This window comes from Cryptobacterium curtum DSM 15641 (assembly GCF_000023845.1).
Lineage (GTDB): Bacteria > Actinomycetota > Coriobacteriia > Coriobacteriales > Eggerthellaceae > Cryptobacterium > Cryptobacterium curtum.
Genome location: NC_013170.1, coordinates 597,848 through 610,878, shown reverse-complemented (window position 1 = coordinate 610,878; position 13,031 = coordinate 597,848). Strand labels below are relative to the sequence as shown.

Below are 13,031 nucleotides of genomic sequence, written 5' to 3'. Positions count from 1 at the left end.
GCTTTACGAACATGGGATCTCCTCTTAACAATTATTACGAGCGACTATGCGTCAGCAGTTTATCGGTAACGGAATGATAAGTAGCCTGCTCACAACCACATCAGCTCGGCGATGCATTGGCAAATCACTAGGATAGATACTTCACTGATTTCCTGCGCCTCATAAGCAGTTCATCAGCCCTTTGAACGGGCCCATGCATCAAGATGCTCGCGCAGCACATCTTCTTCAACTGTCTGCAACGTCCACGAGCCAACATCGCGTGGCAGAATAAAATTAATCTTGCCCGCCCGCGATTTCTTGTCGTTTTTCATAACGTCGATGATGTCGTCTACCGCTGCTGAAAAATCAAGCGGCACCAACCCTAACGTATCAAGCAACTTGTCTTGTTCGTGCACAAAATCAAGCGAAGCACCCGCAAGCGCCGCACCAAGTCGGGCAGCAAACCGCATTCCCTCCGCAACGCATGCTCCGTGAGAATAGGTGCCAAGACCCGCCAGTGTTTCGATAGCATGACCAAGTGTATGACCATAGTTCAAACAAGCACGGCGCCCTGAACGTTCAAACTCGTCATCTGCGACAACGTTAGCCTTAAAGACCACACAGCGCATAATGGCCTCTTGCACGATATCTGACTTGCGCTGGGCGATATCAGTGGCATGCTCAACCAACCAGAAGAAAAATTCGTCAGAATCAATAACAGCCGATTTAGCAATTTCGCCAAGGCCGCATGTCCATTCGCGGCCGTCGAGTGTTGAAAGGGTATCAAGATCGGCGCAGACATACCGTGGCTGCAAAAAGGATCCGGCAAGATTCTTTCCTTCGGGTAAGTCAATACCGGTTTTACCTCCCACTGAAGAATCAACCATAGCCAAAAGGGTCGTTGGTACCTGTACAAACGACACACCACGAAGATACGTTGCCGCAGCAAAGCCTGCCAGGTCACCCACGACACCACCGCCGAGTGCAACCACTACACAATCGCGATCAACCTGCTTAGAAGCAAGCGCCCGCCATATCTCGCCGAGACATTCGATACTCTTTGACGGTTCACCGGCTGGCACAACAATATCAAGCGGACGCAAAGCCGCCTCTTTCAAACTGGCACGAATAGGCTGTACATAGAGCGGTGCCACGTTTGAATCACTGATGATAACGGCACGACTTGCCTGGGGCACGAGCGAGCGTATACGCTCACCAAGCGAAGAAGATATCCCCTCTCCGATGCGTACATCGTAGGATGGCGCGTTGGTAAGATTAACGACCACCTTGACGTTCGGCATACATCCCCCTGTCCTACTTTGATGCGGTCTTAATGCGCTGGCAGTATTGATCCAAATGCGCTTTCACATCTGCCATGTTATCGTGACCAAATTTCTGTAAATAGGCATCGGCAAGTACCATTGCCACTTCAGCTTCGGCCACCACCGCTGCAGCTGGCACCGCGCACACATCGCTTCGCTCGCGGCTCGCCTGAGCCACTTCCATGGTATCCATGTTTACTGTCGCTAATGGATTGCGCAGGGTGGGAATCGGTTTCATAGCAGCCGTTACCACTAACGGCAAACCCGTCGTCATACCGCCCTCAAGACCGCCGGCATTATTGCTTGTGCGCCCAAAACCTGAACGCGTCGACTGAATAATGGGGTCATGCACAGCCGACCCAGACAGGGCAGCTGCCTTAAACCCCAGACCAAACTCCACTCCCTTGATTGCTGGAATAGAAAATAGTGCCTGTCCAATGCGCGCCGTCAACCGAGAAGGACCACTTGCAAAGTCACCCAAACCAGGTATAAGCCCTGTGGCGACCACGCGAAATTCACCACCCAAACTTTCTCCTTGAATACGCGCAACATCAATCATGCCCTTCATCTTTTCAGATGCTTCAGGGGAAGGACAGCGCACGTCAGAAAGTTCGATATCAGTCGGTGTATACGAGGCAATATCAGCAAGCGATACCTCGTCTTCCATCGCTGCCGACCCAATGCGACGTACGTAGCTAAACACCTCGACACCAAGCGCGCCAAGAAGCTCTTTGGCGATACCACCTGCTGCAACACGAGCTGCTGTTTCGCGTGCGCTTGCTCGCTCAAGGATATTGCGACAATCGTCGGTATCGTTTTTTAGTGCGCCCACCAAATCGGCATGACCCGGTCGTGGGGTTACCTCACGCACTAAATCGGCCGGTGCACGACCAATCGGTGCCATCCTGTTTGTCCAGTGTTTCCAGTCGCGATTAGCAATAACAAGGGCGATAGGTGTACCAAGCGACACGCCAAAACGAACGCCTGACTCTATCGACACGCGGTCCTGTTCAATCTTCTGCCGCGCGCCACGTCCATAGCCGGACTGACGACGCTTAAGATCGGCGTCGATCTGGTCAGCATCAATACGCAGTCCGGAAGGAACCCCACTAATGATGGCTGTTAAGCAGGGACCATGACTTTCGCCGGCCGTAATGAACTCCATGGAATAGGCCTTTCGCTTCACTGGTTGAGCAACAAAATTCTAGCACGCGCGCTCGGTGCGGCTGCTCATGCTGGTAAACATTTCGTGCCAAGAAAATACCTGCGGGGCGCGCACGATGTGTAATGCATCAACCATAACGCATGCAGCCAGCGCATCGCAGCATGATCGCAGATCAACAACGGTTGCACCCGTTTGTGTAATGCGAGTTATACCAACAGGATCATCAGCAATGGGTGCAAGCACAACCTGATCAGCATGAAATAAATTGAACGGTATCGAAGATGACGCTTGGTAAGCGTTATCATCGCTGTCCTCTCGAACACTGGCAACGACATTGGTATCAGTATCGGAGCCAACGACGTCGGAACGAACGACGCTCTCAGCAGAATATTGGCCTGAAGATGACGAAGATATTCCACCGTAAGCAACAATATCTCGGGCACTAGCAGCACTATCAGTAGTATGTTCGCTTGCGGATGAAATTGGCTGTTCTTCTGGAAGACAGAGAACAATATCGCAACTTCTCAATGCTTTTGTCGAAGTTGCAAAGCTCCCAAATTGAAAATTTGTTGACCGATACGCCTCGTGAAGACTGCGCTCGTCATCGGGGGCTGGACCCAAATCAAAGGCAGTATCGAGTACGGTACCCCACGACGATACCCACCCGCGCGCCGCACGAGCAGCCTGTACTTTATCCGGTGTGATTACCACTATTCGCTTTGCGCCAGCTGTTGCGGCAGCAAGAGCAAATGACCCCGCCGCAGGTTCTGTTGAACAGATTGCTATCTGCGAACCGTTCAGATTAAAGCCCTGTTCGCGCAAGAGACTCACAAACGCCTTACCCCACGATGACATTCCCGCAGCCGCTTGCCCGCGCTTCAACACAACATCACAGGCACCTGTTGCCTGACAGGATGCTGCACGAATTGAAGCCACTTCGTACGCCGCCCGTGCATGAGTGCTCAAAGGAGCAACAATACCAATCGTTTCAGCATCAGCAAGAAGCGCTTGTGCATCACCCTGCGCACGCAAGCGAATGTCCCACGGTACCTTGCGCAAATCAGCCTCAAAAGAAAGTGCCTGCGCTACGAGATGGGCGCACGCACCGTCACCGATCACCGTAATATGTTTCATTGCGCCGTACCCCCTTTGGTACCTGATGGCTGCAAACTATCTGAATGCAGCGAGTAATCAACTGCGAAGGACGACCCTTCACAAGCGGGCGCTCCCTCCGGCAAACGACTACCAATCAGGGAACGTTCCAAACGACGCAATGCAACCGTATGCTTCAAGTCCTCTTCAGCAAGCGGACAAACAAGCCAAGCACGCATGCCCAGCAGATGAGCACCTAACACATCGGTAGATAACTGATCACCCACTACCACTGCATTGTTGCTCCGTGCCCCTACTTTTCCGCGTGCTACCAACAAGCCGAATGGCAGAGGTTTACACGCCTTTGCCACTACCGCTATATCCAACGTACGAGCCACATCAAACGGGCTCGCATGCCAGTTGTTTGACACAATACAGAGGGTGATACCTGCCTGTTTTGCCTGTTCAATCCAGCGCAAGGCATCAGGCGGAATATCATGAGTTGCGCGCGACAAAATGGTGTTATCAAAGTCGAGCAGTACATGCGAAATGCCCACGTCAAGAAGATCGTGAGGTATATCAATGTCAGATATACGCGAGAAATAGCGCTCAGGTGAAAGGAGTTTCATACCCGATGCACCTCATTTCATCCTATGATTCATCAGATGAGGAAGAATCACGCGCTTCCCCACTGGAATCGCTCTCTTCTTGCGTCTGATCGCTATCGCTGCCCTGCGTTTGAGCAATTGCCTGTTGATGTTCTTCGTACGTGCGACTAAAGAAATAGCTCATCGAACCATCGCTATTCTTCACGAAGTAAAAATACAGGTAATCGTTCTGTTCAGGCTGACACGCCGCCGAAAGTGCATCAAGACCAGGTGAACAAATAGGGCCAGCTGGCAGCCCCTTATTCAAATAGGTGTTGTAAGGGCTTGCAATCGACAAATCGTCGTGTGTTGGATCGCCGCCAACAAGATAGGCAATGGTTGCATCACTCTGCAGGGCCATATTTGCCGCAAGGCGATTGTAGAATACCCCGGCAACACGCGAACGATTGGTATCATCGGCCTCGCGTTCCACCATGCTTGCCAACTTCAGCACATCGTAGGAAGAAAGACCCGCCGCAGACGCATATGAATAGTCAAGAGTCGCCGTTTCGGATTGGTATTGTGAAAGCATCTTACGAATAAGCGAATCGGCCGTATCGCTTATAAGCACTTCATAGGTCTTAGGAAACAAAAATCCTTCAAGCGACCCATTGTAGGCCTCAGCCACAAAGGGAAACTGATCGGAAAACGCCGTGGCGTCACTTGCGGCTGCAGTAAATTCAGCAGCACTGATACGTCCATCGGTTGCCGTTTCAACAGCTGCTGCTGTACGGGCGAGCGTATAGCCTTCAGGAATGGTAAGCGTCGATGAATTCGGCCCTGAAACAAGCGTATCGACAATATCAGACACATCAAGGCCGCCCGTCAGTGTGTAGGTACCGGGCTTGAGTGAAGAAGCAACACCCCGTGCCTTGACCGCGTCCGAAAAATCAGAAGCGCGCGCAACCAAGCGGTTCTCCTGCAGGATACGCGCGATATCGGCGGTACTTGCTCCTTCAGGAATCGTGAAGGTAACCGATGTGGACTCGTCAATAAGCTCAACTTCAGGTGCCTTCAGGCAGGAATGAATACCAAAACCAATAAGGGCGACCAATAGAAGCGCCGCAAGAGCCACAACAATCAGTCGTCCGCGCGAATGGCGTGGCTGAATCAGCGACGTGTCATAGGTGCGGAACTGGCGCTCGCCTTTAGCGTGTGCCATACGAGCAGCACGATTGGGACGAGATGAATACGTAACCTGGCGATGCAGGGCCATAGAATCTCCTTCTGTCAGCGCTTCTTGGCGCGTTGTCGGTCAAGCCAAGCTTGCAGAAAAATACTTGCGGCAATCATATCGATCTTTCCGCGCATATCGCGCTCGGTCAGGCCTTCTTCGCGTAGCATACGTTTTGCCTCTTGCGAACTGAGACGTTCGTCAACAAACTCAAGGGGCAGCCCACTTGTATCGGCAATCTGCTGTGCCTGCGCCCGTATACGCTGCGCTTGCCCACCAGAAGAACCAGAAAGTGTTAAGGGCAGACCCGCTAATAACAGGTCGGGCTGCCAGTCGTCGAGCAGCCGTTTGAATGAACGAGCACAACCAATGACCTCACCAGAGGGCAGTACACAGACCGGACTTGCCACTCGACCAGTCGGATCGCTTATTGCGATACCGCAGCGCACCTGACCGATGTCGAGTGAAAGTACCCGCATAGGCACACCTTAAAGCAACATTCGGCGGGCTATATCAAGTGCTTCGTCCAGCCCCGCTGGATCTTTGCCGCCTGCTTGAGCCATCGATGGTTTACCGCCGCCGCCACCCGAAATGGCACCGGCTACTTCTTTGATGATGGCACCAGCATCAAACCCAGCTGCAACTGCTGCATCGGTGCCGGCAGCCATAATAAGCGGCTTCCCTTCGTTATCGCTTGCCAACACGACAGCACAGGTTTCCCCAAGGTGAGCACGAGCAATATCCCAGGTGTTGCGCAGAGAGCCCGCATCCATGCCATCCAAACGATAAATAAGCACTGGATAGCCAGCTCGTGAAGTCGAAATAGCCTTATCAACCAGCGTGCGAATATCGCTAGCAACCGCAATCTTCTTAGCACGCTTGGCTTGCGCCTGTAAGGTTTTTAACTGCTCGGTGGCAATAGCTGCGCGTTCGTTAACATCAAACAGGGGCACGCCAAACACGGCAGCTGTCTGTCGCAGTTCGTCGCGCATGCGGTCGGTATAAGCAAGCGCATCAAAGCTGGTTACTGCTTCAATACGGCGCATGTTCGCACCCGTCGACTGTTCTGAAACAATCTTGACAAATCCAATTTCAGACGTGTTCCGAACATGGGTACCGCCGCACAACTCGCGACTGAATCCATCGATATCGACCACGCGCACAACCTCGCCGTATTTTTCACCAAAGAGCGCCGTCACACCCTGTTCACGCGCTTCATCAAGCGTGGTTTCGTAGGTATGCACCGGATGCGCTTCCATAATTACGCGATTGGCAACGTTTTCGATTTCATCGAGCGTCGCGCGATCAATCGCTTCAAAATGAGTAAAGTCGAAGCGCAGGCGATTTGGAGCAACATAACTGCCAGCCTGCTTCACGTGGTTACCCAGCACTTCGGAAAGGACTTTATGCAGAATATGAGTCGCAGTGTGGTTGCGCCGAATGCGCTCACGTCGCGCCACGTCTATAGATCCAATAACCTCGTCATCGATGGTAAAAGATCCTTGTTCAACCTGAACATAATGAACGATAAGACCCGATTCGGGAGCTTTCACGTCAGTCACACGCGCGCACGAGGCGCCATCGGGTGATGTAATGGTGCCCGTGTCGGCCACCTGTCCACCCATTTCCGCATAAAACGGCGAACGATCAAGCACGACACAGCCCGCTTCTCCAGCGGAAAGGGTGCAAACCGATTCACCATCGCGCAGTAACGCACGTACGTGACCTGCTGATTTGTTTTCGTCATACCCGGTAAAAACAGTAGCCCCCACCTGCTCGAGCAGAGCGGCCATAGAGCCATCGTAGGTAGACCACGCTGCTTCAGCATCGTCCTGGGTAGCGCGCCGTGCGCGTGAACGCTGTTCGTCCATCAGGTGATTGAACTGTTCAACGTCAACCTCGATACCAGATTCAGCACATATCTCCTGTGTGACTTCTAAGGGGAACCCATAGGTATCATGCAAGGTAAACGCAACCTCGCCAGAAAGCAGACCGCCCGAAAGACCGTCGAGCGCTTCTTGTAAATAAGCGCGCCCTTGGCGTAACGTCGAGCCAAAACGTTCTTCTTCGGAAGCAACAACACGCTTAATGAGATCGCGGTTTTCGACCAGTTCAGCATATTCGCTGCCCATAACCTGAATGATCTCATCGACAAACGAACCAAGGAAAGCGCCTTCAATACCCAGCAGATGGCCCTTCATAACCGCGCGACGCAGCAGTCGACGCAATACATAGCCACGCCCTTCATTTGACGGCAGAATGCCATCGGCAATCATAAACGTCATCGAACGGGAATGATCAGCCATCACGCGCAAGGCGCGGTCGTCTGCATCCGACGCACCATAGGATCGCCCTGATAGGCGCTCTCCTACTGCAACAAGACCACGGAGAACATCGGTGTCAAAGTTGCTCGAAACGCTCTGCAGAATAGCTGCCATGCGCTCAAGACCCATGCCCGTATCAATATTCTTCTTTGGCAGCGGCTTCAGTGTGCCGTCTTCTTGTGCGTCATATTGAGTAAATACGCAGTTCCAATACTCAAGGAATCGGTCGCATTCACACCCGGGAGCGCAATCGGGACGACCGCACCCAACCTCTGGTCCTTGATCGTAATACAATTCAGAACACGGACCGCACGGACCAGTCGGGCCAGCACGCCAGAAGTTATCCTCTTCGCCCATCTTCGAGATATGCGACGCCTCAATACCGAGATTCTTCCAGATCTCGATTGTTTCGTCGTCATCCTCGTACACGGTAAAGTAAAGCTTTTCTTTGGGAAGACCCAGTTCGTTAAGGGAAAAATCAAGAGCCCATGCGCACATTTCTTCTTTGAAATAAGCACCGAAACTAAAATTGCCCAGCATTTCAAAAAAGCTTAAGTGACGACCGTCGGTTCCAATAAGATCAATGTCGTTGGTGCGCACGCACTTTTGTGCGGTCGTAGTGCCAATATAAGGTGCCTCAAGATGCTTCTGCTGAAGGAAGTACGGCTTGAACTGCACCATGCCAGCACTGGTGAGCAGCAGGCTCGGATCGTCAGGAATCAGCGACGACGAGGGCATACGCTTGCAGCCTTTGCTTTCAAAATAGCGCAGATATCGTTCGCGAATCTCCGCGGTAGTCATGTAGTGCATAGTTCTTCTGTACTTTCTACGTCGTCTATAGTTTATATACGCAGACCACTAACAGCATGTACTGCGTTTGAGCGCACTGTATTTCGCCTGAAGGTCATTCTATCGTGGCTTACACGGAAAAAAGGTGCAGCAGGTGTGATTTCGCAATTCCTGCAGCCCACGGACGCGTGAAATTCAAAGCAATTCAGTACACAGCAGGAAAAGCGGCATGAGACGCAGGAATAACCGCATGAATCATGAGCAATTAACGCGCATCGGGAGGAGTATCTTCCTGTTTGAAGAGCACTCCATCTGAAGCGGCAATGGCACGCCCGGTACGTCGTTCAAGCACATGAACAATCAGCGCCTTTGCAAAAGCGGCAAGAGGAATGGAAAGCAGCATACCTGTGATACTGCCCATGAAGCCCGACATTTGAGCACCAAGAGCCGAGCCGCACATCATGGCCATAATGACGATCATCGGATGAACGTCGACTGAACTTGACATAATCTTCGGCGACACAAAGGTATACACCACCTGCTGAATCGCAATCGTAAAGACCAGCGACAGCAAGGCTGACCACGGCCCCACCGATAAAGCAGCCAATGCGGCGGCAACACCACCGAGCCATGGGCCAACCACGGGGATAATATTCAAGATGCCGCAGATCAAAGCAAAAGCCATCGCATTAGGAACACCTAAGACAAAGAAGACAATCATGCAGAGCACCATGATGATCAAACATTGCAGCAGAGTTCCCTGTATAAAGCCGCCAACTACCCGTGTAAATGTCTCGTGAATAAAACGCAGTTCCGCAGCATGAGCATCACCACAGATGCGATATGCTTCACGCCCCATGGCTGGCGCATCAAGGAGTACCCAATAAGCCACCACCAATGCAAAGCCAATGCAAATGAATGAATTGGCCGCAGATGCACCCACACTTGCGAGACCAGAAATACCTGATGAAGCGGCTTGTTGCGTCCATGTTATCAATGAATTTTGAATGTCAACTAACCACTGTGCCACCTGGGGACTCTGCATAATATCTGGATAGGTACCCGACAGTTCGGTATACCAACGAGATATTTCACCAGCAAGTTGCGGCGTTGATTCGATGATGGATGAAAACTGAGCGCCAATACCAAAAAATGGTGACGACATCAGCCATACCACAAGCCCAAATACCACGATCATCAGCACGTACGAAAGTGATACCGCAACGGCACGCGGCATATAACGGACAAGGCGATTAACGACATTCCTCAAGCAAAAGACAATCACCGCAGTCCATACGGCAATACCCACCGGAACCGCAAGAATAGTAAGTACTTGCCCGCACAGATAGAGCAGCACAATAGAGCCAATGGCAGCCCATACCATCGCCGCGCGATAAAACCACGGGTTCGTTACGGTGCTTTGCAGAGAAGGTGACTTAGAGACTTGCGATGAAGCAGACGTCTCTGCCCGATGATCACTCATTGGTTTATAGAGCCTGTGTATCTGAATTTGTCGAATCTGAGTTTGCCGAACTGTCAGAAGGCTTTGTTTCGGTTTGCGCGCCTACCTGGGTTTGTTCGACTGTCTCAGCTTGTGGGCTCACCGCAGTTTGCTCGGTTGTTTCGGTTTGTACGTCGACCTTAGTCGCACCTGAATCATCAGACGGCTGTGTAGATGGCTTTACTGCGTTTGCTGCTTCTTGCTCACGTTCAGCGCGAGCATGCTCAGCTGCTAAGCGCGCCGACTGAGAAGACGGCTTATTGCCTGTCAGAGCCCCATGCACCTTTTCGCTTAAAGAGGTAACGATGCGGCTGGGCGTTTTAGTGATGTTATCGATAGCATCAGTTGCGCTTGAGACCGTATCGGTTACGTCTGAAACATCTTCGAGAATCTTATCAACACGCATGAGTTCCAAATTTGCCGCATCAACGGTCAATTGCACGCGCTCAACCAGCGGATCGACCTTTGATATAGCTGGCATAAGATCGTCAGTCATTTTCTCGATGTTACTGAGCGTCGGTGTGAGCTTTTCATTGACTGAATCCACCATCGTACGAGCAGAACGTATTGTTCTAACCAACTCGATAAGCAGTACCACCAAAGCAATACCGACGATAGCAAACACTACTGGTAAGGCAGCCTGGGCAAATGATGATATATCCATAGGGTTCCTCCGCAATCCACGTTAGTGGGACACTCCCACGTTCCCCTGAAAATGCAGCATAACACGAAAACGCAGATCTACTCCCCATCAGGGCGATCTCGACGCGCGGCATCCACACGATATGCTTCCCAGCCACGTTCAGTGGGGTGATAAAAACAGCCGCGTTCGAGACCTTCGGGTAAATACCGCTGATCAACCCAACCGCCCGGATAATTATGGGGATACCGATAGGTGCCGTACTGATCTGACCCCGGACGATGGCGATCACGTAAGTAGCTCGGTGGCTCGCGCACGGGACCGTTTCGTACTTCAGAAAGTGCGGCATCAATACCGGCTTCGCACGCATTCGACTTAGGAGCCAGCGCGAGGTAAACAGCCGCCTGAGCTAAATTGATGCGACATTCGGGATAGCCGATGACCTCGGCAGCTTTAAATGCGGCGGCAGCCACGAGCACAGCTTGCGGATCGGCATTGCCTACATCTTCGGAAGCAGCAATAAGAATGCGTCGCGCAATAAACCGAGGATCTTCTCCCCCATCGATCATGCGCGCAAGCCAATACAGAGCTGCATCAGGATCGCTCCCGCGCATCGATTTGATAAAGGCAGACACGATGTCATAGTGCATGTCTTTATTTTTGTCGTACGGCACGGCTCGATGTGGAACTGCTTTCTTGACCATTGCCGCGGTAATGGCGTGTGTGTCTTCCGCACGGGCCATATCACAGGCTAATTCAAGTGTTGTCAGCGCGCTGCGCGCATCTCCACCCGAAACCTGCATGATGGCATCAAGCGCTTCGTCGTCGAGGGAATACGCACCAGCAAGCCCGCGCTCGTCCACAAGAGCCCGTTGTACCACCGACGCAATTTCTTCGTCGGAAAGACTCGTGAGCTCAACAATACGCGAGCGCGATAACAATGCTGAATTCACTTCGAAAAACGGATTTTCAGTTGTTGCCCCCACCAGCACAACTACGCGATCCTCAACCGCGTGAAGCAGCGCATCCTGCTGGCTTCGATTGAATCGATGGATCTCATCGACAAATAAAATCGTACGCATACCATGGCTCGTGAGGCGTTTTTCCGCAGCCGCTATTTCGCGTCGTAAATCAGATACTGTCCCCCCGATGGCAGACACTTCCACAAATTCAGCTTTTGTACTTTCAGCAATAATATGAGCAATGCTTGTTTTGCCTGTTCCCGCAGGTCCATACAGAATAACGGAAGAAAGACTATCGGCAGCGATGGCCGCATGCAGCCAACTGCCTGGGCCAATCGCCTCTTGCTGACCCAGAAGATCGTCAAGAGAACGCGGACGCATACGCACCGCAAGCGGTGCTGCTTTTCGCTTTGCTTCCTGTTCCATTTCGGTAAAGAGCGTATCCATACCAACCTGTCTCTTAAAAGAAGTACGGCAGACTATAGCTGTACGGCCGAAGGTTTCTATAACCTAAAAGACATCTATAGCCCTGACACCTATAATCTGAACATCTATATCTGGGATACCTATCGTCTCAGATATCTATACCAGAAATACCTACCACCAGCTAAGACATCCTTGATGACGTATTATCTTATACCATTAACGAGTACCACTGCCGAATGCTATTGCAAGTTCTCCGACAGTAAAACGCCGCATACGGGCAACCTATTCCACCCAAGAAAGTCAAGTCTTGCATCAGTGTGAATCGCTCTTCTATACTCAGTGTAGCTCCACTTCCGTTCCCGCTATTTTGCGATGGACCGATGCTATGATCCAGGGAACTCAAGATTGCCTGCGAAATGGGGATTCGTACCCGTCGGTGCGAAAGCCAGGAGGCATGCTGCGAGTACCCACCTTTTGAGGTGGGTTCATCCTTCGGGCGGGGGTGGGGTTCATGCCCCGACGTTCAATGAACGTCGGGGCTTTTCATAGTACAGCACACGCAAGTCGAATGCTCCCCTCAGACGTTGCCAATACCAATAATCTAGTGTCGAGGCTTGTTGCGAAACAGAGTACGCATCCGGTGCTCATAACCCAGTAAACATAGCGGCATACATTTATGCCCGTATCGAATTGAGACAATGAATTGCAGCCAATTGTCTGTCAGCGCAGGAAAAAGTAATAATTTATTCGACCGTACCGTATACCTGCCCCCAGGCATGACCAGTAATTGCCGAATTCAACTGGTCGCACAGCGTTTGACGTATATAGACACCCGAAGGAAGCAGCGAGACTATTTCATCAAGGTCGGCAGGCAGATCATAAGATTCAGCAAGCACAACCACATCGAGCCGACTCGCGTATTCGCGGTGGGCATACAGTTCGTTGACCAGGCGCTGTAAGACACCATAGTCTTCACTTCTATTAATGTTGCTAATCGGTTGACGCATCAT

At 51.7% G+C, this 13,031-nt stretch carries 11 protein-coding genes; all 11 read right to left on the bottom strand.

The genetic code is table 11. From position 1 onward, the window contains the following. Positions 1–173: 173 nt before the first annotated feature. The 11 genes from aroB to CCUR_RS02510 all read right to left on the bottom strand — a co-directional run bounded on the left by aroB (position 174) and on the right by CCUR_RS02510 (position 13,031). Positions 174–1,280 carry a 3-dehydroquinate synthase gene (aroB, locus tag CCUR_RS02560; protein WP_012802925.1) on the bottom strand — a complete coding sequence of 369 codons (1,107 nt, stop codon included), beginning with the start codon at positions 1,278–1,280 and terminating at the stop codon, positions 174–176. 13 nt (positions 1,281–1,293) lie between these two features. After that, positions 1,294–2,466 carry a chorismate synthase gene (aroC, locus tag CCUR_RS02555; RefSeq protein WP_012802924.1) on the bottom strand — a complete coding sequence of 391 codons (1,173 nt, stop codon included), beginning with the start codon at positions 2,464–2,466 and terminating at the stop codon, positions 1,294–1,296. A gap of 39 nt (positions 2,467–2,505) precedes the next feature. Further along, positions 2,506–3,600: a hypothetical protein gene (locus CCUR_RS02550; protein ID WP_012802923.1), complete on the bottom strand. Its 1,095-nt coding sequence runs from the start codon at positions 3,598–3,600 to the stop codon at positions 2,506–2,508. Further along, positions 3,597–4,187 carry a YqeG family HAD IIIA-type phosphatase gene (locus tag CCUR_RS02545; RefSeq protein ID WP_012802922.1) on the bottom strand — a complete coding sequence of 197 codons (591 nt, stop codon included), beginning with the start codon at positions 4,185–4,187 and terminating at the stop codon, positions 3,597–3,599. The genes CCUR_RS02550 and CCUR_RS02545 overlap by 4 nt, the downstream gene beginning before the upstream one ends. Before the next feature lie 22 nt (positions 4,188–4,209). Beyond that, entirely contained in the window at positions 4,210–5,421 is a 1,212-nt protein-coding gene (gene mltG, locus CCUR_RS02540; RefSeq protein WP_012802921.1) for an endolytic transglycosylase MltG, read from the bottom strand. Positions 5,422–5,435: 14 nt separating this feature from the next. Next, positions 5,436–5,858: a Holliday junction resolvase RuvX gene (ruvX, locus tag CCUR_RS02535; RefSeq protein WP_012802920.1), complete on the bottom strand. Its 423-nt coding sequence runs from the start codon at positions 5,856–5,858 to the stop codon at positions 5,436–5,438. Between the two features lie 9 nt (positions 5,859–5,867). Continuing rightward, positions 5,868–8,513 carry an alanine--tRNA ligase gene (gene alaS / locus CCUR_RS02530; protein ID WP_041225198.1) on the bottom strand — a complete coding sequence of 882 codons (2,646 nt, stop codon included), beginning with the start codon at positions 8,511–8,513 and terminating at the stop codon, positions 5,868–5,870. A 244-nt stretch (positions 8,514–8,757) separates the two neighbouring features. After that, a complete protein-coding gene (locus tag CCUR_RS02525) occupies positions 8,758–9,975 on the bottom strand; it encodes an AI-2E family transporter (protein WP_012802918.1) in 1,218 nt (405 codons plus the stop codon). Positions 9,976–9,979: 4 nt separating this feature from the next. After that, a complete protein-coding gene (locus tag CCUR_RS02520; protein WP_012802917.1) occupies positions 9,980–10,657 on the bottom strand; it encodes a DUF948 domain-containing protein in 678 nt (225 codons plus the stop codon). Between the two features lie 77 nt (positions 10,658–10,734). Then, positions 10,735–12,042, bottom strand: coding sequence for a replication-associated recombination protein A (locus CCUR_RS02515; RefSeq protein WP_012802916.1), 1,308 nt, complete (start codon positions 12,040–12,042; stop codon positions 10,735–10,737). Between the two features lie 722 nt (positions 12,043–12,764). Continuing rightward, positions 12,765–13,031, bottom strand: coding sequence for a hypothetical protein (locus CCUR_RS02510; RefSeq protein WP_012802915.1), 267 nt, complete (start codon positions 13,029–13,031; stop codon positions 12,765–12,767).

Coding starts and splice junctions, on each gene's coding strand:
- alaS (WP_041225198.1), bottom strand. CDS start 8,513: ATGCACTACATGACTACCGCGGAGATTCGCGAACGATATCTGCGCTAT.
- aroB (WP_012802925.1), bottom strand. CDS start 1,280: ATGCCGAACGTCAAGGTGGTCGTTAATCTTACCAACGCGCCATCCTAC.
- CCUR_RS02510 (WP_012802915.1), bottom strand. CDS start 13,031: ATGATGCGTCAACCGATTAGCAACATTAATAGAAGTGAAGACTATGGT.
- aroC (WP_012802924.1), bottom strand. CDS start 2,466: ATGGAGTTCATTACGGCCGGCGAAAGTCATGGTCCCTGCTTAACAGCC.
- CCUR_RS02515 (WP_012802916.1), bottom strand. CDS start 12,042: ATGGATACGCTCTTTACCGAAATGGAACAGGAAGCAAAGCGAAAAGCA.
- CCUR_RS02545 (WP_012802922.1), bottom strand. CDS start 4,187: ATGAAACTCCTTTCACCTGAGCGCTATTTCTCGCGTATATCTGACATT.
- ruvX (WP_012802920.1), bottom strand. CDS start 5,858: ATGCGGGTACTTTCACTCGACATCGGTCAGGTGCGCTGCGGTATCGCA.
- CCUR_RS02550 (WP_012802923.1), bottom strand. CDS start 3,600: ATGAAACATATTACGGTGATCGGTGACGGTGCGTGCGCCCATCTCGTA.
- mltG (WP_012802921.1), bottom strand. CDS start 5,421: ATGGCCCTGCATCGCCAGGTTACGTATTCATCTCGTCCCAATCGTGCT.
- CCUR_RS02520 (WP_012802917.1), bottom strand. CDS start 10,657: ATGGATATATCATCATTTGCCCAGGCTGCCTTACCAGTAGTGTTTGCT.
- CCUR_RS02525 (WP_012802918.1), bottom strand. CDS start 9,975: ATGAGTGATCATCGGGCAGAGACGTCTGCTTCATCGCAAGTCTCTAAG.